20 protein-coding genes are annotated in these 23216 nt (G+C 76.5%); 14 read left to right on the top strand and 6 right to left on the bottom strand.

Annotated features, from left to right (window positions below):
* The first annotated feature begins 27 nt into the window (after window positions 1-27).
* The 6 genes from ACFXDE_RS17265 (at window position 28) to ACFXDE_RS17240 (ending at window position 5386) form a co-directional block, all read left to right on the top strand.
* Window positions 28-1242 carry an ROK family transcriptional regulator gene (locus tag ACFXDE_RS17265; protein ID WP_380495021.1) on the top strand — a complete coding sequence of 405 codons (1215 nt, stop codon included), beginning with the start codon at window positions 28-30 and terminating at the stop codon, window positions 1240-1242.
* A 129-nt stretch (window positions 1243-1371) separates the two neighbouring features.
* Window positions 1372-1788 carry a TOBE domain-containing protein gene (locus ACFXDE_RS17260; RefSeq protein ID WP_329929323.1) on the top strand — a complete coding sequence of 139 codons (417 nt, stop codon included), beginning with the start codon at window positions 1372-1374 and terminating at the stop codon, window positions 1786-1788.
* 88 nt (window positions 1789-1876) lie between these two features.
* Window positions 1877-2323 carry a hypothetical protein gene (locus tag ACFXDE_RS17255; protein ID WP_380442995.1) on the top strand — a complete coding sequence of 149 codons (447 nt, stop codon included), beginning with the start codon at window positions 1877-1879 and terminating at the stop codon, window positions 2321-2323.
* Window positions 2320-3045: a glycerophosphodiester phosphodiesterase gene (locus ACFXDE_RS17250; protein WP_380495018.1), complete on the top strand. Its 726-nt coding sequence runs from the start codon at window positions 2320-2322 to the stop codon at window positions 3043-3045. Before ACFXDE_RS17255 ends, ACFXDE_RS17250 begins: the two co-directional genes overlap by 4 nt.
* Window positions 3042-4121 (top strand): winged helix DNA-binding domain-containing protein, encoded by a 1080-nt coding sequence (locus ACFXDE_RS17245; RefSeq protein WP_380495016.1) that lies wholly within the window; start codon window positions 3042-3044, stop codon window positions 4119-4121. The genes ACFXDE_RS17250 and ACFXDE_RS17245 overlap by 4 nt, the downstream gene beginning before the upstream one ends.
* A 146-nt stretch (window positions 4122-4267) precedes the next feature.
* Window positions 4268-5386, top strand: coding sequence for an AI-2E family transporter (locus tag ACFXDE_RS17240; RefSeq protein ID WP_380495014.1), 1119 nt, complete (start codon window positions 4268-4270; stop codon window positions 5384-5386).
* On the opposite strand, the gene ACFXDE_RS17235 is transcribed toward ACFXDE_RS17240, so the two are convergent.
* On the bottom strand, window positions 5377-5937 hold the full coding sequence (locus ACFXDE_RS17235; protein WP_380495012.1) for a hypothetical protein: 561 nt from the start codon (window positions 5935-5937) through the stop codon (window positions 5377-5379). The two genes, ACFXDE_RS17240 and ACFXDE_RS17235, sit on opposite strands and share 10 nt — an antisense overlap.
* A 107-nt stretch (window positions 5938-6044) precedes the next feature.
* On the opposite strand from ACFXDE_RS17235, the gene ACFXDE_RS17230 reads away from it, so the two are divergent.
* Both ACFXDE_RS17230 and ACFXDE_RS17225 read left to right on the top strand, forming a co-directional pair.
* On the top strand, window positions 6045-6929 hold the full coding sequence (locus ACFXDE_RS17230) for a virginiamycin B lyase (protein WP_380495010.1): 885 nt from the start codon (window positions 6045-6047) through the stop codon (window positions 6927-6929).
* 5 nt (window positions 6930-6934) lie between these two features.
* Window positions 6935-7201, top strand: a complete 267-nt coding sequence (locus ACFXDE_RS17225) for a hypothetical protein (RefSeq protein ID WP_380443009.1) — start codon at window positions 6935-6937, stop codon at window positions 7199-7201.
* 7 nt (window positions 7202-7208) lie between these two features.
* Here ACFXDE_RS17225 and ACFXDE_RS17220 read toward each other — a convergent pair whose 3' ends face one another.
* The 3 genes from ACFXDE_RS17220 to ACFXDE_RS17210 are packed head-to-tail and all read right to left on the bottom strand — an operon-like array spanning window position 7209 to window position 11732.
* Window positions 7209-7766, bottom strand: a complete 558-nt coding sequence (locus ACFXDE_RS17220) for a GAF domain-containing protein (protein WP_380443011.1) — start codon at window positions 7764-7766, stop codon at window positions 7209-7211.
* The gene (locus ACFXDE_RS17215) at window positions 7750-8604 is read right to left on the bottom strand and encodes a S8 family serine peptidase (protein WP_380495007.1); all 855 of its coding nucleotides are present in this window, start codon (window positions 8602-8604) and stop codon (window positions 7750-7752) included. Before ACFXDE_RS17215 ends, ACFXDE_RS17220 begins: the two co-directional genes overlap by 17 nt.
* Window positions 8601-11732 (bottom strand): adenylate/guanylate cyclase domain-containing protein, encoded by a 3132-nt coding sequence (locus ACFXDE_RS17210; protein ID WP_380495005.1) that lies wholly within the window; start codon window positions 11730-11732, stop codon window positions 8601-8603. The genes ACFXDE_RS17215 and ACFXDE_RS17210 overlap by 4 nt, the downstream gene beginning before the upstream one ends.
* A gap of 358 nt (window positions 11733-12090) precedes the next feature.
* Between ACFXDE_RS17210 and ACFXDE_RS17205 the strand changes: the two genes are divergently transcribed.
* From ACFXDE_RS17205 to lanKC, 3 genes are all read left to right on the top strand, one after another.
* Window positions 12091-12366: a hypothetical protein gene (locus ACFXDE_RS17205; protein WP_380495003.1), complete on the top strand. Its 276-nt coding sequence runs from the start codon at window positions 12091-12093 to the stop codon at window positions 12364-12366.
* Between the two features lie 106 nt (window positions 12367-12472).
* Complete coding sequence (locus ACFXDE_RS17200) at window positions 12473-13750, top strand: MFS transporter (RefSeq protein ID WP_380495000.1); 1278 nt, start codon at window positions 12473-12475, stop codon at window positions 13748-13750.
* 23 nt (window positions 13751-13773) lie between these two features.
* On the top strand, window positions 13774-16281 hold the full coding sequence (lanKC, locus tag ACFXDE_RS17195; RefSeq protein ID WP_380494998.1) for a class III lanthionine synthetase LanKC: 2508 nt from the start codon (window positions 13774-13776) through the stop codon (window positions 16279-16281).
* Between the two features lie 8 nt (window positions 16282-16289).
* Here the strand turns inward: lanKC and ACFXDE_RS17190 are convergent, their stop codons facing one another.
* Window positions 16290-18128, bottom strand: coding sequence for a BTAD domain-containing putative transcriptional regulator (locus tag ACFXDE_RS17190; RefSeq protein ID WP_380494996.1), 1839 nt, complete (start codon window positions 18126-18128; stop codon window positions 16290-16292).
* 489 nt (window positions 18129-18617) lie between these two features.
* On the opposite strand from ACFXDE_RS17190, the gene ACFXDE_RS17185 reads away from it, so the two are divergent.
* Together ACFXDE_RS17185 and ACFXDE_RS17180 are read left to right on the top strand one after the other, a co-directional pair.
* The gene (locus tag ACFXDE_RS17185) at window positions 18618-19301 is read left to right on the top strand and encodes a response regulator (RefSeq protein ID WP_380494993.1); all 684 of its coding nucleotides are present in this window, start codon (window positions 18618-18620) and stop codon (window positions 19299-19301) included.
* A 70-nt stretch (window positions 19302-19371) separates the two neighbouring features.
* Window positions 19372-21300: an NACHT domain-containing protein gene (locus ACFXDE_RS17180; protein ID WP_380494991.1), complete on the top strand. Its 1929-nt coding sequence runs from the start codon at window positions 19372-19374 to the stop codon at window positions 21298-21300.
* A gap of 51 nt (window positions 21301-21351) precedes the next feature.
* Here ACFXDE_RS17180 and ACFXDE_RS17175 read toward each other — a convergent pair whose 3' ends face one another.
* Window positions 21352-22056 (bottom strand): G1 family glutamic endopeptidase, encoded by a 705-nt coding sequence (locus tag ACFXDE_RS17175; protein WP_380494989.1) that lies wholly within the window; start codon window positions 22054-22056, stop codon window positions 21352-21354.
* 193 nt (window positions 22057-22249) lie between these two features.
* Here ACFXDE_RS17175 and ACFXDE_RS17170 point away from each other — a divergent pair, with 193 nt between their 5' ends.
* On the top strand, window positions 22250-23209 hold the full coding sequence (locus tag ACFXDE_RS17170; protein WP_380494987.1) for a LuxR C-terminal-related transcriptional regulator: 960 nt from the start codon (window positions 22250-22252) through the stop codon (window positions 23207-23209).
* Window positions 23210-23216 lie beyond the last annotated feature (7 nt).

The raw sequence follows: 23216 nt of genomic DNA, 5'->3' as shown, positions 1-23216 counted from the left end.
AGAAACACTCTGGAAGGATGAGCGTCCATGACCACCGTGCGTACGGCCACGCCGAGCACCGCCCGGGCGATCAACGACCGGCTGGCGCTCAACCTGCTGCTCGAACAGGGCCCCCTCACGGCCACCGAGCTGCGGGGCCTCACCGGCCTGTCCCGCCCCACCGTCGCCGACCTGCTGGACCGCCTCCAGCGCACCGGCCTGGTCGCCGTCGTCGGCGAGCGCGGCGAGCAGCGCCGCGGTCCCAACGCCCGGGTCTACGCACTGGTCGCCTCACGGGCCCACCTCGCCGCCTTCGACGTCCGCTCCGGCGGCGTCAGCCTCGTCGTGGCCGACCTGGCCGGGCGCACCCTCGCCTCCGCCGAGGTCCCGGTCGACGGCGGCGGCACCCCCGGCACCGCCGACCGGATCGTCCGGACGCTGCTCGACGTCGCGCACGGGGTCGGGGTCGAACGGCTGCACACCGTCGCCGTCGGCGCGCCCGGCCTGGTCGACCCGGCCACCGGGCGCCTCCAGAGTACCGGGGCGCTACCCGCCTGGCACGGCGAACTCCTCGCCGCCCTGCGCGAGTTGCCCGGCACCGAGGTGATCCTGGAGAACGAGGTCAACCTGGCCGGCCGGGCCGAGTACCGGGTCGGCGCCGCCCGCGACCGGGACACCTTCGTGCTGATGTGGCTCGGCCACAGCGTCGGCGCGGCCGTCGTCCTCGACGGGCGGCTGCGCCGCGGCTTCTCCGGCGGCACCGGCGAGATCTGCTTCCTGCCCGTCCCCGGGACCGCCGGCCTGCCCAGCGCCGCCAGCTGCGAGGGCGGCTTCCACGGGCTCGTCGGCAGCGCCGCCATCTGCGAGCTCGCCCGCGCCCACGGCCTGCCCGCCGACCCGGCCGGGGACGCGGCCGCCGCCGAGGCCGCCGTCCGCGCGGCGCTCGACGACCTCGACGCCGTCGGCGACCTCGACGCCGTCGGCGGGCCGGGCCGGGCGTTCCTGGACGAGCTCGCCGAGCGGATCGCCCTCGGCGCGGCCAGCGTCTGCGTCGTCCTCGACCCCGGCTGCGTCGTCCTCGGCGGCGAGATCGGCCGGGCCGGCGGCCCCGAACTCGCCGCGCGGGTCGAGCGCCGGCTCGCCGCGCTGTCCCCGCTGCGCACCGAGGTGCGGGCCGGCACCGCGGGCGGTGGCGCGGTGCTGGCCGGGGCCGTCCTGACCGCCGGAGACGCGGCCCGGCGGGACCTCTTCGGCGAGCCGTAGCGCCGAGCCGCAGCGTCCAGCGTGGCGCCGAGGACCTGCGCCGCTTCGCGGGCCGGGGCACCGGTACGGCAGGATGGCGGCGATGCGCCCCGCGCGCGCCCGTTCCCGAACCACCATCAGGAGTCGCACATGGGCCAGCCCGACCTGCCGGTCAACCCGTACCGCATCGGCGAGGCCGCGTCGCTGCTCGGCGTCAGCGCCGACACCATGCGGCGCTGGGTGGACGCCGGGCGGGTCGCCGCCGAGCGGGACGAGCACGGCCACCGGATCATCCCCGGCGCCGAACTGGCGGCCTTCGCCCGCGAGTTGGCCCGGCCGGAGAACGCCGAGGCGGAGGGCAGGCCGTCCTCCGCGCGCAACCGCTTCCCCGGGATCGTCACCGACGTCGTGCTCGGCGACGTGGCCGCCCAGGTGGAGGTGCAGGCCGGGCCGTTCCGGGTGGTCTCGCTGATCAGCCGGGAGTCGGCGGAGGAGCTGAACCTGGTGCCCGGCGCGCCCGCCACGGCCGTCATCAAGTCGACCAACGTGATGATCGAACGCCGCTGACGCCGCCGACCCGTCCGTCGCACCCAGTCCCAGCCAGCCCCCAGCCATTCGCAGAGCAGCCCGAGCCGAACGAGAGGCCCCGACCGGGATGACCCACCCGCACCTGCCGACCACCCAGAGCGCCGTGCTCGCGATCGAGGCCGTCGCCGGCCGGCACGGCCGCACCGCCCGCGCCCAGCACGACATCGGCCGCGACCGGACCTTCGCCGGACTGGTCGGCGCCGGCGGCCCGGGCGGCGAGCTCGACGCCATTCCGCACGAGGCGCTGCTGGAGTTCGACGGCCGCCCGGCCGTCACCGTCCGCCTGTTCACGCACGACGAGGCGGTCGTGAGCGTCGAGGGCATCGCCTTCGACGTCCAGCGCGACAGCGTCCCGGCGTTCCTGAACTCGGTGTGGGGCGGCCTGGTGCAGGTCAAGGCCCGCACCTTCCCGCCGTCCACCACCATGACCGTCACCGTCCCCGGCGAGCCGACCTACCGCGAGGGCGTCGGCCTGCCGGACCTCACCCCTTGGATCGCTGGGCAGATTCGATGACCGCCGCCCGTACCCCCGCCGACCGTAGGCCCGTCCTCGCCGTCGCCCACCGCGGCGACCCGTACCGCTTCCGCGAGAACACCCTCGCCTCCGTCGAGTCCGCGCTCGCCCGCGGCGCCGACGCCGTCGAGGTGGACGTCCAGCTCACCCGGGACAAGGTGCCCGTCCTCCTCCACGACCGCACCCTGGAGCGCCTCTGGGACGACCCCAGGGACATCGGGCGCGTCACCCTCGACCAGCTCGACGAGCTGCGCCGCGGCCCGCTCGCCGTACCGACCCTCGCCGAGGCGATCAAGGCCGTGGCCGCCGCCCCCGAGGGCCGCCGGCTGCTCGTCGACCTCGACGAGCCCGGGCCGGCCGCCGCCACCTGGTCCGTCGTCACCGGCCTCGGCGCCGAGGAGCTGGTCGCCTTCTGCGGCCCGGCCACCGCGATGCTCGCCGTGCGCGCCGTCGCCCCCGGCGCCGAGATCGCGCTCACCTGGAAGCAGCCCCGGCTGCCCGTCCGCGCCCTGCTCGACGACCTGCGCCCGCGCTACCTCAACCCGCCGTTCGGGCTCGTCACGCCGGAGTTCACCGCCGCCGCGCGGGACGCCGGACTGGCCGTCTCCACCTGGACCGCCGACCTGCGCCGCACCATGCGCCGGCTGCGCGACACCGGCGTCGACTCCATCACCACCAACCGGATCGACGTGCTGCGCTCGGTCCTGGACGGCCGCCGGTGATCGGTCCGAGGTCCCTCGGCCGCGCGGTGCTGGCCCGCCAGCACCTGCTCGACCGCTCCCGCCCGGAGCCCGCCGCGGTGGTCCGCCACCTCGGCGGGCTCCAGGCCCAGGCCGCGCCGCAGCCGCCCTACCTCGGCCTGCTCTCCCGGATCGACGGCTTCGAGCCCGGGCAGCTCACCACGCTGATCGAGGAGCGCGCCGTCGTCCGGACCGCGCTCCAGCGCGGCACCATCCACCTCGTCACCGCCGAGGACTGCCTGACGCTGCGCCCGCTCCTCCAGCCCGTGCTCGACCAGGCGCTGCGCACCACCTACGGCAAGCGGCTCGCCGGGCTCGACCTCGCCGCGCTGGGCGCCGAGGCCAGGGAACTGGTCGAGGAGCGGCCGCGCACCTTCCAGGAGCTCGGCGGGCTGCTCGCCGCCACCCGCCCCGACCGCGACCCGGCCGCGCTCGCCCAGGCGGCGCGCTGCCTCCTGCCGCTCGTCCAGGTGCCGCCGCGCGGGATCTGGGGCCGCGGCGGCCCCGCCGCCCACACCACCGCCGAGGCCTGGCTCGGCCGCCCGCTCGACCCCGCACCCTCGCTCGACGACCTCGCTCTGCGCTACCTCGCCGCCTTCGGCCCCGCCACCGCCGCCGACCTGCAGAAGTGGTGCGGCCTCAGCCGGCTCGGGCCGGTGCTCAAGGGGCTCGCCCCGCGGTTGTTCACCGACCGCGACGAGCATGGCCGCGTGCTCTACGACCTCCCGGACGCGCCCCGGCCGGGCCCGGACACCCCGGCGCCCGTCCGGCTCCTCGCGCCCTTCGACAACCTGCTGCTCTCCCACGCCGACCGCACCCGGGTACTGGCCGACGAGCACAAGGGCCGCGTCATGACGCAGAACGGGCTCGTGCACCCCACCCTCCTCGTGGACGGCGTCGTCGCCGGGACGTGGCAGCTGACGGCGGGGCAGGACGTCGTCGTCCGCCCCTTCGCGCCGCTGCGGCGCGCCGACCGGCAGGCGGCGGAGGCCGAGGCGCAGCGGGTGGCGGCCTTCGGGGGCGGTGCCGGGTCCGTTCGCTTCGAGGACGCGCAGTAGAGGATGCGCAGTAGAGGACTCGCAGATTGAGGACACCGAGTAGAGGACGCCGAGCAGTGTGCTTCAAAAGGGTATAAAACGGGCAATTTGGCTGATCGTCTGATGGGATGGGTCGGTTCGCACTGATGTGACGACCCGGAGGTCCCGTGTCCGTGGAGCCCCCGTCCGGCGGTGCGCCGGACCACCGCAGGCCGTACCTGATGCTGCCGCCCGCGATGCGGCGGGCGGCGGCGTGGTCGGTGGCGGTCATCCTGCTGATCGCGGTCGCCTCGCTGGTGGTCTTCGCGCTGATCGAGCTGCGGGCGGCGACCGTGCCGTTCGTGCTGGCGCTGCTCGGGGCGTCGCTGCTGTACCCGGTGGTGCCGTGGCTGGTCCGGCGGGGCGTGGGGCGCAGCCTGGCGGCCGCCCTGACGTGCGTCGTGCTGGTCGCGGCCGTCGGCGGGGTGATCGCGCTGCTGGTCAACTCGCTGGTGCACAGCGCCCCGCAGATCGCCACCTCGCTCCAGCGTGCCGGACACCGGATCGCGGACTGGCTGGGGCCGTTCGGCGAGAAGATCCAGCACGCGCTCGACAACGCGAAGGGTGAGACGAACTCGCTCGTCTCCACGCTCACCAGCGGCGTGCTCTCCGGGCTCGGGCTGCTCACCCAGCTGCTCACCGGCGGGGTGCTGGCGCTGGCCCTGGTGTTCTTCTTCCTGCGGGACGGCCACCGCACCGGCGACTCGATCCGCTCCTACCTGCCGGGGCGCGGCGGCGACACCGTGGTCGCCTGTGCGGAGCGGGCGTTCGACGCGATGGCGGGGTTCATGCGCGGCACGACGCTGATCGCGCTGATCGACGCGGGCTTCATCACGGTCGGCCTGGTGGCCCTGGGGGTGCCGGGCGCGCCGGGGCTGGGCGCGCTCGTGTTCATGGGTGCCTACATCCCGTTCGTCGGGGCGTTCCTGTCCGGGACGGTGGCGGTGCTGGTGGCGCTCGCGGACGGCGGGCTCGGGACGGCGCTGTGGGCGCTCGGGGTGGTGCTGACGGTGCAGATGATCGAGGGCAACATCCTCCAGCCCGTCATCCAGAGCCGGACGGTGGAGCTGCATCCGGCCACCATCATGGTCGCGGTGGTGGCCGGCTCCGGGGTCGCCGGGATCCTCGGGGCGCTGCTCGCGGTGCCGCTGTGCGCGGCGGGCGCGGGCATCGTCTCCGTCCTGCGCGGCGTGCCCGGCCCCCGCGGGGCGCGGCGCGCGGCGGAGGGTGCCGGCGGTCAGGAGTAGGTGACGGGCCGGCCGGTGCGCAGGACGAACTCGGCGGCGCGGAGGTGGACGGTGACGTGGAAGGCGGCGTCGAGGTCCTCCGTCCAGGGCCCCGGGTGGAGCGCGGCGGCGGCCTGCGCCCGGTCGGCGAACCAGCTGTTGAGGAAGAGGTTCTCGGAGGTCGCGGGGATGCCCGGGGGCAGGCCGAGGACCTCGGCCAGGTGCCGGGCGGCGGCCAGGGCCGCGGGGGCGCCGGCCACCCGGGTGGTGTCGGTGTAGGCGGACTCGGCGGGCAGCTCGATCTCCTCGTCGAGGTCGACGGGTATCAGCACCTCCCAGTCCAGCAGTTCGCCGGACACGTCGTGCGCACGGCAGAGGCGTCCGAAGCTGTCCATCGGCACGTTGATCTTCACGTCGAACCGCTCGCCCGTGCCGTCCGCCGGCTCCGGCGGGCACGTGTACGGCGGCAGCCCGAGCTCGTCGAGCTCCTCGGCGAGCTCCTGCGCGATCGGCGCGTAGGTGTCCTCGTCGGCCCAGTCGTCGGAGCCGATGTCGACCAGATAGATCCCCATGCGGCACACCGTAGGGGGTGCCACCGACAATCCGGTTGCCGGGGGCGGGCGGGAGGTGCGAGGATGTTAATGCGACGGAAGTCGCAATAGTGAACGAGGGGGCGTGGATGACGCAGCGCGTGATGGAACGGTTCGAGGTCGCGGGTCCGGAGGACGGCCCGTACGGCGTCGCGGTGGGGGCGGACGGAGGCGTGTGGTTCACGCTCGTGCACGCGGGGGAGATCGGACGGCTGGCGCCGGACGGGACGGTCACGCGGTACGGGCTCGGGGCGGGCGGATGCGGGCCGGCGGTGATCACCCCGGGGCCGGACGGGGCGCTGTGGTTCACCCGGATGCGTGATCACCGGATCGGGCGGATCGGGGCCGACGGGCGGCAGGCCTCGTACGCCGTGCCGACGGCGGGGGCCGGACCGTACGGGATCGCCGCCGGGCCGGACGGCGCGCTCTGGTTCACCGAGATGAACGCCGACCGGATCGGGCGGATCACCGTGGACGGCGACGTGACGGAGTTTCCGCTGCCGCTCGCGGGCGCCTTCCCGTCGATGATCACGGCGGGCCCGGACGGCGCGCTCTGGTGCACGCTCAACCAGGCGGACGCCGTCGCCCGGGTCGGCGTCGACGGCGAGGTCGTCGTGCACCGCCTGCCGGGCGGCACGGCGCCGGTCGGCATCACGGCGGGGGCGGACGGCGCGCTCCGGTACGTCGGCATCGGCGGCGGGCTGGTCGGGCGCGTCACCGTGGACGGCGAGGTCACCGAGCACCCGCTGCCCGACCGGGCGGCCCGGCCGCACGCGATCGCGGCCGACGCCGCCGGCCGGCTCTGGTTCACCGAGTGGGGCGCCGGGCGGATCGGCGTGCTCGACCCGGACGGCCGCTACGACGCGTACCCGCTGCCCGGTCCTTCGCCCGAGCCGCACGGCATCGCGGTCGGGCCGGACGGCGCGGTGTACGCGGCGCTGGAGCGCGGCGAACTCGTCCGGCTGGCGGGCTGATCCGGGTGCCGGGGCAACGGAACCGGCGGCGCAAGCAGGACGAGGAGCTGCGCCGCCAGAGTGAGGCGCGGGCGGCGGTCGAGGCCGCCGCCGGGCCGTGGGAGGTGCTGTTCAGCACCGAGGACCACCAGGAGCTCAAGGCCTTCGTGCAGCGCCTGCACCAGGACGGGCTCCCACCGGACGCCGAGGTCGTCACGGACATGCTGTGCGGGCGGCTCCTCCACCCCACGGTGTACCGGCTGCGCATGCGGCGGCTCGACGTTCAGGGCTGAGGGGCGGTCAGGGCTGACGCCGCAGCAGGTCCTCCAGGTCGGCGAGCAGGCCGAGCGCGACCGTCCGGTCCGGGGCGGGCACCGGCGCCGGGGCGCGTTCGGTCAGCACGCGCAGGGCGGCGGCGGCCTGGCGGGCGAACAGCGCGAGGAGGTCCAGCTCGGGCAGGCTCGCGCGGGCCTGCGGGGCCGGGTCGAGCACCTCCAGGACGCCGAGCACCCGGCTGCCGTGCGTGAGCGGGGCCGCCATCAGCGCGTTCGGCACGTAAGCCGTGGACTCGGCGAAGTCGCGGTCGAAGGTGCGGTTGGCGGCCAGGTCGTCGACCACCATCGGCTCGCCGGAGGCGGCCACCCAGCCCGCGATCCCCGCGCCGGCCGGGAACCGGCGACCCACCAGGGACTCCTCGCCGCGGCCGGACACGGCCTGGAAGACCAGCTCGCCCGCCGCCTCGTCGAGCAGGCAGACCGAGCCCGCCTCGGCGCCGAAGATCGCGCGGGCCACGTCCACCACGGACTGCAGCAGCTCGCGGGCGAGCGGGTCGACGGCGGGGTCAGTGCTGAGTGTCATCGGGCGCCTCCGGGGTGGGCGTGGACGGGACGGGCCGGACGTTGGCCGCGGTGAGGTAGAGCGCGTTCTTCAGCTGGAAGGTGGTCAGCCGCGGCTGCCGGGACAGCAGCCGGGCGCACAGCCCGGCGACGTACGGGGTGGCGAAGCTGTTGCCGGTGGTGCGGATGCTCGCGCCGCCGAGCCACGGCACCCGGACGTTCTGGCCGGGGGCGAAGAACTCGACCGGCGGCGCCGGGTTGTACAGGTGGCGGGCCGGCTCGTCCTCCTGGTGGCTGCCGACCGAGATGACCGAGGAGAACCGCCAGGGGAAGCTCTCCACCGGGGTGTTGTGGGCGGAGGCGACGATCGCGGTGCGGGCGAAGTAGGCGTCGTCGGCGAGGGCGTGCAGCTCCTCCAGGAAGCGGGTCCGGGTGGTGGAGAGGCTGAGGTTGATCACGTCGAAGCCCTGCTCGACGGCCCAGCGCAGACCGGTGAGCAGCATGTCGCCGGTGCCGGTGAAGCGCTCGCCGAGCACCCGGACGCTGTAGAGCCCGCAGTCCGGGGCGGTGCGGCGGATGATGCCGGCGCACGCGGTGCCGTGGCCGCAGGTGTCGCCGGTGCGGTCCGGGCGGACGACGAGCTCGCGGGTCGCCGGGTCCCTGACGACGGCCCAGGCGCCGTCCAGCGGGCCGACCAGCGGGTGGTCGGGCTCGACGCCGGAGTCGACGACGCACACGCGCACGCCCTTGCCCGTCCCCCCGCCGTCGGCCCCGTCCGCCGGGGTGCCCTGGTCGGCGAGGACCGGGAGGTCGGCGGCGCCCCGGCCGCGCAGGCTCCAGGTCAGGCCCGCCGCGCTCACCGCGCGCCGCCGAGGCGCTCGGCCCGCCGGACGCCCGGCTGGTGGCCCTTGGCGGCGTAGTGGTCCCGCGCGGCGGCCGCGGCGACGGCGGCCTCGGCGGGCCGGTCGAGCAGCAGGAGGGCGTGCGCGCGGTCGAGCGCGGTGTCGGCCTGGAGGAGCAGGGAGTCGGTGACCTCGGCGGCGCGGACGGCGGCCGCGGTCAGGTCGAGCGCCGGGCCGCGCTCGCCGCGGGTGGCGAGGAGCCGGCCGCGCAGCGCGTCCCGCTCGATGGCGAGGACGGGCGGCAGCGGGGCCGGGCCGGCGGTGCCGTCGGGGTCTTCGAGGTGGCGGGCGGCCTGGGCGGGGCGCTCGGTGTCCAGCAGGACGCGGGCGCTGTCGAGGGCCAGGCGCGGCAGCGCGCCGGGCGTGCCGAGCCGGCGGGCGGCCTCGGCGGCGTCGGCGAGCAGGTCGAGGGCCTGGGCCCCCTGGCCGGTCGCCGCGGCGGCGCGGGCCGTCAGGGCGGGCAGCGTGACCGTCGCGTCGGCCAGCGAGAGCTCACCCGCCAGGCCGTTGGCCTCGGCCAGCAGGAGCTCGGCCTCGCCGGGCCGGTCGCGCATGGCCAGCAGGACGGCGAGCGGCCCGCCGAGGGCGACCCGGGCGGTCCGGCGGCCGGTGCCGTGCTCGGACAGCAGGGCGCGCAGCCGGAAGACGGCGTTGGGCACGGGCTCCGGGCCCGCCAGCAGGGCCTCGGCCAGGGCGCCGAGGACGGCGGCGCGGTCCAGCTCGGCGCCGGTGCGCGCGACGTGGCCGAGGGCCTCGTCCAGCAGGCGCTCGGCGGCGCCGGCCCGGCCGGCCCGCAGGTGCTCCTCGCCGAGGCGCAGCAGGGCGCGGGCCCGGCCGAGGTCGTCCCCGGCGTCGGTGAAGACGGGCAGGACGGCGCGGGCGGTGGCGGCGGGCTGGTCGGGGCCGGGCGGCAGGCCGCGGGCGGCCAGGACGAGCCGGGCGTGGGCGGCGTCCAGCGGGTCGGCGGCGGAGTCGCGGACCTGGGCGAGGACGGGCAGGGCCTCGTCGGCGCGGCCGGTGGCGAGGCGGGCCTCGCCGAGGCGGCGCAGCACCGGGCCCGCGGTGCGCTCGTTCGGGTAGTGCAGCCGGACGGAGCGCTCCAGCAGGTCGGTGGCGGCGGCGAGGTCGGCCCGGTCGAGGGCGCGGGCGCCCGCGGCGCCGAGCGCGGCGGCGGCCCGGGTGCGCAGGGTGTCGGTGCGGGCGTCGAGCAGGCCGAGTTCGAGCCGGAAGCGGTGGGCGGCCTCCAGGTGGCCGCCGACGGCGGCGTCGCCCGCGGCGCGGACGCCGGGCAGGTCGGCGGCGCGCTCGTGGCGCTCGGCGCGGGCCCGCTTGGACATCGACTGGTAGACGGACTCCTGGACGAGGCCGCTGCCGAAGCGGTAGCCGCCGTCGGCGGGTTCGACCAGGCGGCGCTCGGCGAGCCGGGTGAGCGCGGCGTGCAGGCGGGGCGGGGTGTCCTCGCCGTCGGCGGGCGGGCCCGGCAGGCCGGGCAGGCCGTCGATCGGGCCGGTGAAGACGTCGTCCTCGGGGTCGGCGAAGGCGTCCTGGTCGCTGCCGCCGCGGGCGAGCCGGGCGAGTTCGGCGGCGGTGAACGCGCGGCCGAGGACGGCGCCGAGGTCCAGCGTGGTGCGCTCGTCGCGGTCCAGGTCGGCGATCTGGGCGCTGAGCAGCGCCCGTCCGGTGGGCGGGAGTTCGTCGGCGAGGGCGGGCCCTTCGGCCTCGGTGAGGGCGGCCAGCAGCTCCTCCAGGTGCAGCGGGTTGCCCTCGGCGCGCTCCAGCAGGCGGGTGGGGACGGTGTCCTGGTGGGCGGTGAGCTCGGTCAACTGGGCGGCCAGCACGGCGGATTCGTCCCAGGACAGGCCGCCGACCGCGAGGTCGGGCAACTCCGGCCGGGAGGCCGGGAGTTCGGGGCGGGCCAGGCAGAGCAGCAGGACCGGTGCCGGGCCGAGCGCGGCGACCAGCCGCTCGGCGGCGTCCAGCAGGGCCGGGCCGGCCCACTGGCAGTCGTCCAGGACCAGCACGGCCGGGCGCTCGACGGTGCGCCCGCGCAGGATCGCGGCGAGGCGGGCGCAGGCCTGCTCGGGGCCGAGCCCGGCGGCGGTGGCCTCCTCCAGCCGGGCGAGCGCCTCGGCGGGCGCGCCGGCCCCGGGCTCGTCCAGCAGGGCGCGGAGCGCCTCCGCGAGCGGGGCCAGCGCGCTCCGCTCGCCGTAGCTGCGGCAGCGGCCGGTGCCGCAGCGGGCGGTGCGCCGCCCCGTCCGCTCCAGCCACTCGCGCACCAGGCGGGTCTTGCCGATCCCGGCCTCGCCGTGCACCACCAGCAGCTCGGCGCCCTCGCCGCCGGCCACCCGGGCCAGCGCGGCGTCGAGGCGGGCGAGTTCGCGGGTGCGGCCGACCAGCGGGACGTCGAAGCGGCGCAGCAGCTCCGGGTCGTCCTCGTCCAGGCCGACCAGGCGGTAGGCGGTGACCGGCTCGGCCTTGCCCTTGAGCTGGAGCGGGCCGACCTCGTGCACCTGGGCGGCCGGGCCGGCCGCGCGCAGCGTCTGCGGGCCGATCAGCACCTGGCCGGGGGCGGCCCGGGTCTGCAGGCGGGCGGCGATGTTGACGGTCTCCCCGGAGATCAGCGCCTGGCGCGCGGACGCGTCCGAACCGGCCACCACCTGGCCGGTGTTGACGCCGATCCGGACGTCCAGGCGCACGCCCAGGGTGGCGTCCAGCTCGGTGTTGAGGTCCGCGAGGTCCTCCAGCATGGCGAGCGCGGCGGCCAGCGCCCGGTGGGCGTCGTCCTCGCGGATCACCGGGACGCCGAAGACGGCCATCACCGCGTCGCCGATGAACTTCTCCACCGTGCCGCCGTGCGCCTCGATCTGACGGTGCATCTGGTCGAAGTAGCGCAGGATCACCTCGCGCAGCGTCTCGGGGTCGAGCGCGCCGGAGAGGGCGGTGGAGTCGACCAGGTCGCAGAAGACCACCGTGACCAGCTTGCGCTCCTCGCCGGCCAGGTCGAGGGCGGCGGCCCGGGGGGTGCCGCAGGAGGGGCAGAACTGGTCGTTGGTGGTGGCGAGTTGGGCGCAGAGTGGGCAGGGCATGGTGGCAGTCCTTCGCTGGTCCTTCGCGACTGGGTGCGGGGGCGGGGTGCGGGGGCGAGGTGCGGGAGGGGTGCAGCGGGTTGCGGAAAGGCGGGTGCACGCCCAGGTTTTCGGGCGCGGCTTAGAGCCCGGTTCGCAGGCGCCTCGCGGGTGGTATGGCCGCAGGTGGGGAGGGGTGCGGGCGGCGCGACGGCCGTGGGCGGGGCGGCGCGGGAGCCCTCGGCGGGGCGCCGAGCTGCGGCCATACCGCCCGTATGCCGATTCCGAAGCCCGCCCGAGGTGCGGGCGCCTACCGTCGGTGCCGCGGCGGCGATCCGGCCGTCGGACAAGGTACTCGTTCCGAGAGAGGGGATCGGCCATGGCCGAGAACATCGAGCCGGTTGTCGGCGAGGACGGCTGGGACGGCTGGGAGGGCACCGAGGGCGCCGGCTGGGCCGAGGGCTCCGAGGTCGAGGCGCACGGTGAGGACGGCTGGGACGGCGCCGAGGGCGTCGACGGGAGCGAGGAGTCCGAGGTCGAGGCGCACGCCGCCAACGTCCTCGACCTCCAGGCGATGAAGATGCTGCACGAGGCCTCCGACGGCGCCTGCTTCAGCCTGATCAGCTACGTGCACGGCGCCGAGACCTCCGCCTGACCGCGCGGAACCCGGCGACGCCCGCGGCGGGGGCGGGCGCACCACCGCCCCCGGCCGGGCCAGTGCCGTGGCCCGAGGAACCCCGTCCCTGCTGCGAAGGGTGGCCATGGAAGCCACGTCACCGGAGCCCACGTCACCGGAGCCCACGTCACCGGAGCCCGCGTCACCGGAGCCCACGTCGCTGGCCGGCAACCGCGACTTCCGGCTGCTCTGGATCGGCGGCCTGCTCGCCTCGCTCGGCGCCCAACTCGCCTCGATCGCGCTGCCGTTGCTCGTGCTGCGGGAGACCGGATCGGCCGCGCGGGCGGGGGCGATCGGCACCGTGTCCATCGGCGCGTTGCTGCTGAGCATGCTGCCCGGCGGTGTGCTCGCCGACCGGATCGAGCAGCGCCGGCTGATGCGGCTGTGCGACGTCGGCAGCCTGCTCGCCGTCACCGCCCTGGTGCTCGCCGTCCTGCGCGGGCACGCGCCGCTGCCGCTGGTGCTGCTCGTCGCCGCCGCCGGGGCACTCATCGCCAGTACGTACGGTCCCGCCGCCGGCGGCCTGTTGCGCGCGGTCGTGCCGCCCGAGCAGGCCCGCGCCGCGTCCGCCCGGATGCAGGCGCGGGGGGCCGCCGCCCGGCTGGTCGGGCCGCTCGGGGGCGGCGCCCTGTTCGCCTGGCACCCGGTGCTGCCCTTCGTCGCGGAGGGCGTAGGACTGCTGCTGTCGACCGTCTGCGTGGCGCTGATGCGGACCCGGTCCCACCCCGAGAAGAAGGCCGGATCGGTCTTCGACCGGGGCGAGTTGACCGCCGGGATCGCCTTCATCTGGCGGCAGCCGTACTTGCGCACGCTGCTGCTGATCTTCGGGCTCGGGATGAACTTCGCGTTCAGCGCGCTGATGTTCACCACGCTCGCCGTCGCCTCCGACGGCGGACGGTCCGGCCTCGGCGGCGGCACCGTGGTGTCGTTCACCGCCGGCGGGGCCTTCGCCGGGGCGCTGCTCGCGCCGCGGCTGGACGGGCGGGCGCGCCACGGCGGTCTGGTCGCGGTCAGTTGCTGGGCCGCCGCGCTGACCGCCGGGGTGCTGGTCGTCACGCGGGCACCGGCGCTGATCGGCCTGCTCTGCGCGGCCTGCATGTGCCTGTCGACGATCGCCAGCATCGGGTTCGTCTCCGGCATGCTGCTCGCCGCGCCGAAGGACCGGATCGGCCGGGTGCAGAGCGCGGCCGGCTTCCTGTCCACACTCGTCCAGCCCTTCGGTCCGCTGGCCGGCGGCGCCCTGTTGGGCGCGCTGGGCGGCACCCGGGCCTTCGCCGTGCTGGCACTCGCGATCGCGCTGTGCGCGGCCGTGGTCACCTGGGCGCCACCCGTCCGGCGCGGGCCGCAACTCCAGACCGCCTGACGGATCCGACGAAGGAGCTGCCCGTGGCCGGCGTCCAGGAGACCCAGCTGTACTGCCTCGCCGACCGGACGTACTACGACACCCCCGGCCGCCTGCGCGACCGCGCCACCCGCTACCGGCTCGCGCTCGGCGCGCCGCCCGCCGGGTGGCGCCGCGAGGAGCGCGGGCTCTGGACGGCGTTGCGGCCCGAGGGCGGGCGGCTGCCGGAGCAGGGCTGGAAGATCCACGTGTCGGCGGTGCCGGAGGAGGCGGAGGCGACGCTGGCCGACGTCGCGCGGGTGTGCCTGGAGCGCCGGGTGGCGTTCAAGTTCCTGCGCAGCGCGGACGCGCTCCTGGTCGTCTCCGGGAAGTACATGGGGCGGGGGAGCAGCGGCAAGTTCGTCACGGTGTACCCGCGTGACGAGGACGAGTTCCTGCTCCTCGCACGGGAGTTGAGCGCGCTACTGGACGGGCGGCGCGGCCCGTACGTGCTCACCGACCTGCGGATCGGCACGGCGCCCGTGTACGCGCGCTACGGCGCGTTCGTCGAGCTGTGGTGCCGGGACGGGAGCGGGCGGGCCGTCCCCGCGCTGCGCGACCCGTCCGGCGAGCTGGTGCCGGACCGGCGCGACCCGGTGTTCCGGGTGCCGTCGTGGGTCACGCTGCCCGCGGAGCTGCGGCCGCACCTGGCGGCGCGGGAGGCGGCGGTCGGCCCGTTCCCGTACACCGTCCGGGAGGTGCTCCAGTTCTCCAGCGCGGGCGGGATCTACCTGGCCGAGCACCGGGAGAGCGGTGAGCGCGTGGTGCTGCGCGAGGCGCGCCCGCACGCCGGGCTGGACGCGGCCGGGGACGACGCCGTCACCCGGCTGCGCCGTGAGCGGTGGGCGCTGGAGCGGCTGGCGGGGCTGGACTGCGTGCCCCGGCTGCACGGGGTGCGGGAGGTGTGGGAGCACACCTTCCTGGTGCAGGAGCACGTCGAGGGCGTCCAGTTGTTCGGTGAGGTGATCCGGCGGTACCCGCTGGTGCACCAGGACTGCGGCCCGTCGGAGCTGGCGGCGTACGCGGCGTGGGTGGACGGTGTGGTGGCCGGGCTGGCGGCGGCGCTCGACGCGGTGCACGGGCGCGGCGTCCGGTACGGGGACCTGCACCCGGCCAACGTCGTGCTGCGGCCGGACGGTTCGGTGGTGCTCGTCGACTTCGAGTACGCGGACGAGCTGGGGAGTTCGCGCGTGCCGCGGGCGGGCGCGGGCGGGCTGCACGCGCCCGCCGGGCTCTGCGGGGCCGACGCGGACCGCTACATGCTGTGGGCCACTTGGCTGTTCATGCTGATGCCGCTGACGGAGCTCGCCGACCTGGACCCGGGCAAGCCGGCCGGGCTGGAGCGGCGGGCCCGGGAGTGGTTCGGACTCGGGGCGGGGGCGGGGCCGGCCCGGCCGGGTGCGGCCACGACTCGGATGGTCGACCGGTCGCCGCTCGAAGGCCCGGAATTCGACCGTGTCGCCCGGGAGTTGATCGCCGGGATCCATGCCGGCGCGACACCGGACCGCCCGGACCGGCTCTTCCCCGGCGACCCGGCCGGCTTCGCGGACGGCGGGACGGGCTTCGCGCACGGCGCCGCCGGCGTCCTCCACGCGCTGCACCGCGTCGGCGCCCCGCATCTCGACGACTACGCGGACTGGCTGGTCGCGGCCCTGCGCCGGGCCGGACGGCCTTGTGGCGGCGGGCTCTTCGACGGGCCGCTCGGAGCAGCGGCGGTGCTCGCACGGGTCGGGCGGGCGGCGGAGGCCGCCGAGGCCGTGGAGCGGGTGCGCGGGGAGGCGCCGGCGCCGACCGCCGCGCTGTTCGGGGGCCGGGCCGGGGCGGCGCTCGCCCGGCTGCGGCTCGCCGACGCGCTGGGCAGCGCACGGGAGTTGGCGGACGCCGTCGAGGACGGGAGGGCGCTGGCGGCGGTCGTCCGGGGAGAGTACGTGCCCGGGCTGGCCGCGCCGGCCGGGGCCGGGCTGCTGTACGGCTGGGCCGGGATCGCCTTCGCCCAGCTACGGCTCTACCAACGCACGGGCGAGGATTGGCTGTTGGTGTCCGGGCGGGCGGCGCTGACGCGGGCCCGGGCGCAGTGCGTGACCGCACCGGACGGGTCGGTGCAGGTGCTCGACGGCGGGCGGCACCTGGCGTACCTCGACCGCGGGAGCAGCGGGATCGCCCTCGTCGCGCAGGAGTACGCGGCGCTCGGGGACGAGGGCTGGGACGGGTTCCTGGCGGGCGTCCGGCGGGTGTGCGCGCCCGGGTTCGTCCGGGAGCCGGGGCTGTTCCGCGGGCGTGCGGGCCTGCTGCTGGCGCTGGACGCGCTGGGCGGGACGGCCGTGCGGGACGCCGTGCTCGGACAGGTGCGGAACCTGGAGTGGCACCTCGTGGCGCGGCCGGAGGGGCTGCTCGTGCCGGGCATGCGGCTGCGGCGCTTCTCGGCCGACCTCCACACGGGGGCGGCGGGGGTGCTGCTGGCGCTGCACGAGATCGGGGGCAAGGGGCTGCTGGACGCGCTGACGGCGGGGTGATCCGGGGCTCAGGCCAGGTCGTCGGTGCGCTCGCGCGCGTGGAGGTGGGTGAGGCGCGGCAGGCCGTACAGGGCGGCGTGGGCGGCCACCTCGCCGGTCGGGGAGGTCACGGCGCCCGTGTCGGCGAGCGCCTCCAGCGTGCGCAGGGCGACGCGTTCGGGGCGGCCGAGGGCGGTGGCCGCCTCGGGGAGGGTGAAGAGCAGCGACAGCGGGAGCGCGGCGAGCCGGCCGAGGGCGAGGCGGCCCTGGTCGGTGAGGTCGCGCCAGCCGGAGTCCAGGCGCGCGCGGACGGCGACGTCCCCGGCGACGAGCTCGTCGAGGGCGCCGGTCGGGTCGGCCAGGCGGGCCGCGTACTCGGCGAGCGGGAGGTGGCGCAGCACGGCCAGCCGGGTGCCGCCGACCCGGACGGCGAGCGGCAGCAGGCCGCAGGACTCGACGATCCGGGCGGCGGCGGCGCGGTCGGTGCCGATCCGGCCGGGGCCGACGATGCGGCCGAGCAGGTCGAGGGCCTCGGCCGGGGCGAGGAACGGCACGGTGGTGCGGTGCACGGAGCCGAGTCCGGCGAGCTGGCTGCGCGAGGTGACGAGGGCGGCGCTCGGGCCGGAGTCGGGTGCGAGCTCGCGGACGGCGGCCTCGCCGGGGGCGTCGTCGAGGACGAGCAGCATCCGGCGGCCGGCCAGCGAGGCGCGCCACAGGGCGGCGGCCCGGGCGGGGTCGGCGGGCGCGTCGCCGGGGTGGCCGTCGTCGGCGCTGCCGTCGTCGGGGCGGCCGGTGAGGGCGGCGAGCTCGGCGAGGACGTCGGGGAGCGGGCGCGGCGTGCCGTCGGTGGTGCGCAGGCGGACGAGCAGGCGGCCGTCCGGGTAGCGCTCGGCGAGCAGGTGGGCGGCGTGCACGGCGAGCGTCGTCTTGCCGACGCCGGCCGGGCCGGAGAGCACCGCGACGCGTCCGCCGTCGCCGCCCAGCGCGTCCAGCAGGCCGTGGAGTTCGTCGGTGCGGCCGGTGAAGTCGGCGGTGTCGGCGGGCAGCAGCGAGGTGCCGGGGCCGGCGGCGGGTCTGGCGCCGGCCGGGCGGGCGCGGCCGGTGGTCAGCAGGCGGCGGTAGAGGGTGGTCAGCGCCGGGCTCGGTTCGAGGCCCAACTCCCGTGCGAGGAGCTGGCGGTGGTGGTCGTAGACGGCGAGGGCCTCGGCCTGGCGGCCGGACAGGTGCAGGGCGTTCATCCGGGCGGCCTGGAGCCGCTCGCGCAGCGGGTGCCGCTCGGCGAGGTCGGCCAGGTCCTCGGCCACGGCGGCGGCGTTGCCGAGCTCCAGCTCCGTCTCCGCCCAGTCCTCGTGGACGCCCAGGCAGCGCGCCTCCAGGCGTTCGGCCTCGGCCTCGACGGTAGGGGAGCGGCGCAGGTCGGCGAGCGGCGGGCCCTGCCACAGGTCGAGGGCCTGGCGCAGGAGCCGGGCCGCCGGGGCGAGCGCGCCGCTGTCGGCGGCGGCCCGCCCGGCCCGGGCGAGGGCGCGGAAGCGCAGCACGTCCAGCTCGGGTTCGGCGACGCGCAGCAGGTAGCCGGCGGCCGAGTGGACGAGCCGGTCCGGGCCGTCGCCGCGGCCGAGCAGGGTGCGCAGGGTGCTGATGTAGACCTGGAGGTTCTTGCGGGCGGTGCGCGGCGGCTCGTCGGGCCAGACCGCCTCGGTGAGCACGTCGACCGGGACGGCCGTGTTGGCGCGGCTCAGCAGGACGGCCAGCACGAGCCGTTGCTTGGGGGCGCCGAGCGCGAGCGGGCGGCCGGCGGCCTCGGCGGAGAGCGGGCCGAGCACGGAGAAGCGCAGCCGGGCGGGGTCGGCGGACGGGGCCAGGGGCATCGGCGGACCTCCGGGAGGGTGGGGGCGGGGTGCTTCGCAGGGGGACGGTCCGTACGGGCGCAGGCTAGTGGAGGGCCGCCGCTCCCCGGAGGGTCGGTCGTCCCGCACGGGCCGGTTGCCAAGCGCGTGGCGCGGTTCCGGTAGGGCGGGTGGGCGGGCTGTCGGGGCAGGTCAGTCGGCGGGGCGCCGGTGCGAGGGCCGAGCCCGGCGGGGGGTGAGGGCCGGGCGAGGGGCGGCTGTGCTCAGGCGGTTCTTGAGCGGGCGTCGGTGCGGGGGCGAGCGCGTCCCGAGGCCGGGGGGCCTGCCGGGCGTCCCGGGCAGGCCGTGCGGGAGGCCGAGGGGAGGACCGTGCGGGAGGTTCCGGGCAGCGGCGGTGAGGCCGAGGGGTGAAATGGGGCCGTTCGGCCCTGGGGCCGCCGCGGCGGGTGGGCGATGATGCCCTGGGCCCCGCCGTCCGTGGGCGGGGGTGAACAGAGGTGGAGTCGCGCGATGCCGGTCCGGGTGTTCCTGTTGGACGACCACGAGGTGGTGCGCCGCGGAGTGCACGACCTGCTGGACGGCGAGCCGGACCTGGAGGTCGTCGGGGAGGCCGCGACCGCCGAACAGGCCCTCGTCCGGGTGCCCGCGCTGCGCCCCGACGTGGCCGTGCTCGACGTCCGGCTCGGCGACGGCGACGGGGTGTCGGTCTGCCGCGAACTGCGCTCCCGCATGCCGGGCCTGGCCTGCCTGATGCTCACCTCCTTTGACGACGAGGAGGCGCTGCTGGACGCCGTGATGGCGGGCGCCGCCGGCTACGTGCTCAAGCAGATCAGCGGCACCGACCTGGTGGCCGCCGTCAGGACCGTCGCGGCCGGCCGCTCGATGCTCGACCCGGGAGCGGCCACCCGTCTGCTCAACCGCATCCGCAGCGACGCCGAACCCGCTCAACCATCCATACCGGGACCTGATCTGACGACGCGTGAGAAGGAGGTCCTGGCGCTGATCGGCGAAGGACTGACGAACCGTCAGATCGGCGAACGGCTCTACCTCGCTGAGAAGACCGTCAAGAATCACGTCTCCCGCCTGCTCGCCAAGCTCGGCGTGGAGCGGCGCGTCCAGGCGGCACTGATCGCCACCGAGCTGCGCCGCCCGGCCGCCCCGGACCGGCCCCCGCACCACCGCGGCCGGGGCTGACGGCCGACCCGGCGGAGACGGTCGGCACTTCCCCTGTGGGCTGTCGGAGACATGCCCTAGCATGCGGCTCATGGGCGACGACGGGGGCACGAACCGGGTCCACAACGAGTTCAGCGGTGGCACGGCCGACAACGTGGTGATGGCCGGGCGCATCGACCACCTCACGATCACGCCACCGGGCACCGCTGACACGCCGGTGGACCGGGCCGCGCTCGAACTGGCCCGGATGGTCGGGGCCCAGTGGCGGGCCGAGGCCGGGGTCCGGGGCGTCCTGGACGAATCGGCGCTCCGGGTCCGGTGGACGCTCGACCGGGGCGAGGGCGAGCCCGACATCCTCGCATCGGCCGAACTGGCCACGGCCTACCTGGCGTTGCGGAGGCGCCGGCTGGTCGTCCTCGGCGGGCCGGGGAGCGGGAAGACGACGAGCGCGGTGCTGCTCGTCCTGGCCCTGCTCGCCGGGCACCCCCGGCTCGCGCAAGGCGACCGGGTGCCCGTGCTGCTGTCCCTGGCCTCCTGGGATCCGGACGCGGAACACCTGCACGCGTGGGCCGCCCGCCGGATCGCCGAGGAGTACCCGCGGCTGCTGCGAGCGGAGTTCGGCGGCCCGGAGGGCCCGGGCCGGCTGGTCGAGGCGGAGCGGGTGCTGTACGTGCTCGACGGGCTGGACGAAATTCCGTCCCACCGACGGACGTTGGCGTTGCAACGGCTCAACGAGTCGATGCCGGGGGACACCCCGGTCGTCGTGACCTGCCGGACGGACGAGTACCAGGCCGCCGTCCGGGAGTCCGACGTCCTGCGGTCGGCGGCCGTGGTCCGGGCCGATCCGGTGACGGTCGAGGACCTGGTCGCCTTCCTCCGCGCCGCCGCGCCGGCCCACCGGGCCGAGCAGTGGCGGCCGGTGATCGACGCGCTGCGCGCCGAGCCGGACGGACCACTGGCCGCCGCCCTCGCCTCGCCCCTGATGGTGGGGCTGCTGCGCGAGGTGCACCTCACCGGGCCGGCTGATCCCGCCGTGCTCCGGGACCGGCTGCTGCTACCCGATGCCGCCGCCGTCGAGAACCACCTCCTCGACTCGCTGGTCGCCACGGCCTTCCCCGACGCACCGGCGCCGCCCGGCCGGCCGGGGCCGCACCGCCGCTGGCCGGCCCGGGCCGCGAAGCGGTGGCTCGGCAGCGTCGCGGCGGGACTCGGCGGGCCGGGCGGCGAGGACATCGCGTGGTGGCAGGTGGGGGCACCGGCGTGGCAGCGCGGTCTCGCGGCCGGAGTGGTCGGCGCGGTCCTGAGCCTTGCCTCGTCCTGGCCGCTGACGGCGGCCGAGCCGGAGGCGACCCTCGTCTTCGCCGGTGTGGCAGCCGGCTTCTACGCGGACGCCGCGACCAAGAAGCGCAGGTACGTCTCGCGCCGGATGCCCCGCGGCCGTACCCGGCCCTGGCGGCGCCCTTCACCCGGGATGCTCCTCCTGCTGGCGATCCTGGTGGCGCTGTTCGGCCTGATCAACGCCGCCTTCGTGTCCATCGGTGCCCGGAACGGGCACCTGTGGGCCGTGCTGATCATGCTGCCCGCGCCGCTGGTGGGTCTCTGGGCGGCAGCCCTGCTGGACCGGACGGCGACGTCCGACGACGCCGTGACTCCCGCGCGGTCGGCGGCGAAGGCGCTTCGACGGGCGACGGGCGCCGCCCTGGTGATCGGTTCACTCGTGACCTTCGCGGTCGTCACCGCGGTGCTGCTCGTTGCGAACCACGTGACCGTCAAGCTGGTGGTGCTCCTACCGGTTTTCGGCCTGCACGTCTCGCTTGTTTCCCTGCTCCGGTCACAACCGGGCCGGTACCTGCTCGCCCGCGTGGTGCTGGCCGTGCGCGGGCGGCTGCCGTGGCGGCTGACGGCGTTCCTGGAGGACGCGCACCGGCGGGGTGTGCTCCGGCAGGCGGGGTCGGTGTACCAGTTCCGCCACGCCCGCCTGCGGGAGCGGCTGGTCCACCGCCGGGCCGCCGGGCGGTAGGGCGTGCGGCCCCGGTCCACCGTGGGGTGGGCCGGGGCCGCAGTTTCGTCCTTAGGCGGGGACGATGGCGAAGGCGCCGTTGCTGAGCCCGGTCTCGGTGTACTGGCCGCTGTCGATGGCCTGCGGCCCGTACGCGTCGAAGACCTGGCCGTTCACCGTGATGCCGGAGAAGTCCAGGCGGTCGAACGACGGGTAGCTCTGGCTCGGGGACTCGATCACGGCCTCGGCGCTGACGTTCTGGCCGTTGAGCCGCTGGGTGGTGTGCTCCGACCAGCCCTTGGTGGTGTCGGTGATCGTCAGCGTGTAGTTCGAGCCGCCGCTGTTGACCACCGAGGCGGTGAAGCTGTCGCCGGCGTCCACCGGGTCGTTGAAGTACTGCGGCGGGGCCGGGTACATCTCGTACCAGGCGGAGTAGGCCGGGGCGCCGCTGGAGCAGTCGACCTGGACGCCGGTCTGCTCGACGGTCTGCGAGCCGTAGCCGTCGATGCCGACCCAGGGGGCGAACAGGTCGTTGGAGGTGTTGCACTGCACGGCGGGCATCGTCCACGAGCCGGAGACGCTCCGGAAGCCGTTGCCCTGGGCGACGTAGCCGCCCCAGACGCCGCCGTCGTAGCGCAGGCCGCCGTGCCCGTAGCTGTGCACGGAGGCGTGGGCGGCGTGGGTGGGGGCGGCCGAGGCGGCGGGTGCGGCGACGGCCGCGGCCGGGAGGGCCAGGGCGGCCGCGAGCAGCAGCCGGCCGGTGCGGGAAAGGGCCATGGGGGGCTCCTTCGCTGGGGGTTGTGGGGTGCGCCCAGCTTGGGGGCGGCCGCGGCGGCCGGGAAGGGCGGAGGTGGGGCCGGAACCCGACATGGCGGGAACCTGTCACCAAGTCAATCCCTTGATTTCCGGCTCCGAGTGGCGCACAGTCGGGACTCGTCCGCCGGTGGAGGCGGCCGCGGGGAGGAACGTCGTGCCGAGTACAGCCAGGTTCGCGGGCCTCGGCCTCGGCCTCGGCACGGTCGAGGAGGAGATCTACCTCCGGCTGCTCGGCGTCCCGGCCGCCGACGCGGAGTGGCTCGCCACCCGGCTCCACCTGCGGGTCGTCAGTGTCGTCGCCGCGCTGACCGCGCTGTCCGACCAGGGCCTGGTCGAGGGCTCCGGCGACGGGAGCTGGGCCGCCGTCCCGCCCGACGTCGCCCTGGAGGAGCTCCTGCTGCGGCGCGAGGTCGAGCTGCGGCGCGCCAGGGGCCGGATCGGCGAGCTCATGCGCACCTACCGGCAGGGCAGACCCGGCACCGAGGCGGGCGAGCTCGTCGAGGTGATCAGCGGCCGCGAGTCGATCGCCGAACTGTGGCGCACCCTGCAGCTCGGCGCCCGCGAGCGGCTGCGGATCCTGGACCGCCCCCCGTACGTCCGCCGGGCCGATCCGCAGACCGAACTCTCCCTGCTCGCCCGCGGCGTGAGCGCCCGGGTCGTCTACCACAGCGGCGTGCTGCGCGACCCGGAGCAGCTCGCCGGGATCCGCACCTTCACGGCGGCCGGGGAACAGGCCCGGGTGCACCCCGAACTCCCCCTGAAGCTCGCCCTGCTGGACGACCGCTACGCCCTGCTCCCGGTCACCGCGGGCACCGAGCTGCAGAGCGTCCTGCTGATCCGCCCCTCGACCCTCCTGGACGCGCTGGCCGGGCTGTTCGAGCTCTACTGGTCGCACGCGATGCGGCTGCCGGCCGTCCCCGAGGAGACCCCCGAGGACCGGCACCGGCAGCTGCTCACCCTGCTCGCGGCCGGACTGACCGACGAGTCCATCGGCCGCCAGCTGGGCGTCTCCACCCGGACGGTGCAGCGCCTCGTCCGGGAGCTGATGGACCGCTTCGGCGCCAGGACCAGGTTCCAGGCCGGCATCCAGGCCGCCCGGGCGGACCTGCTCTGACGCGGGT

Source organism: Kitasatospora sp. NPDC059408 (assembly GCF_042751525.1).
Taxonomy (GTDB): Bacteria; Actinomycetota; Actinomycetes; order Streptomycetales; family Streptomycetaceae; genus Kitasatospora.
This window is presented reverse-complemented; position numbering and strand designations above follow the sequence as displayed.

Excerpts from the sequence above, each read along its gene's own strand:
- ACFXDE_RS17265 (WP_380495021.1), top strand. The coding sequence starts at position 28 with ATGACCACCGTGCGTACGGCCACGCCGAGCACCGCCCGGGCGATCAAC.
- ACFXDE_RS17260 (WP_329929323.1), top strand. The coding sequence starts at position 1,372 with ATGGGCCAGCCCGACCTGCCGGTCAACCCGTACCGCATCGGCGAGGCC.
- ACFXDE_RS17255 (WP_380442995.1), top strand. The coding sequence starts at position 1,877 with ATGACCCACCCGCACCTGCCGACCACCCAGAGCGCCGTGCTCGCGATC.
- ACFXDE_RS17250 (WP_380495018.1), top strand. The coding sequence starts at position 2,320 with ATGACCGCCGCCCGTACCCCCGCCGACCGTAGGCCCGTCCTCGCCGTC.
- ACFXDE_RS17235 (WP_380495012.1), bottom strand. The coding sequence starts at position 5,937 with ATGGGGATCTATCTGGTCGACATCGGCTCCGACGACTGGGCCGACGAG.
- ACFXDE_RS17230 (WP_380495010.1), top strand. The coding sequence starts at position 6,045 with ATGACGCAGCGCGTGATGGAACGGTTCGAGGTCGCGGGTCCGGAGGAC.
- ACFXDE_RS17220 (WP_380443011.1), bottom strand. The coding sequence starts at position 7,766 with ATGACACTCAGCACTGACCCCGCCGTCGACCCGCTCGCCCGCGAGCTG.
- ACFXDE_RS17210 (WP_380495005.1), bottom strand. The coding sequence starts at position 11,732 with ATGCCCTGCCCACTCTGCGCCCAACTCGCCACCACCAACGACCAGTTC.
- ACFXDE_RS17205 (WP_380495003.1), top strand. The coding sequence starts at position 12,091 with ATGGCCGAGAACATCGAGCCGGTTGTCGGCGAGGACGGCTGGGACGGC.
- ACFXDE_RS17200 (WP_380495000.1), top strand. The coding sequence starts at position 12,473 with ATGGAAGCCACGTCACCGGAGCCCACGTCACCGGAGCCCACGTCACCG.
- ACFXDE_RS17190 (WP_380494996.1), bottom strand. The coding sequence starts at position 18,128 with ATGCCCCTGGCCCCGTCCGCCGACCCCGCCCGGCTGCGCTTCTCCGTG.
- ACFXDE_RS17185 (WP_380494993.1), top strand. The coding sequence starts at position 18,618 with ATGCCGGTCCGGGTGTTCCTGTTGGACGACCACGAGGTGGTGCGCCGC.
- ACFXDE_RS17180 (WP_380494991.1), top strand. The coding sequence starts at position 19,372 with ATGGGCGACGACGGGGGCACGAACCGGGTCCACAACGAGTTCAGCGGT.
- ACFXDE_RS17175 (WP_380494989.1), bottom strand. The coding sequence starts at position 22,056 with ATGGCCCTTTCCCGCACCGGCCGGCTGCTGCTCGCGGCCGCCCTGGCC.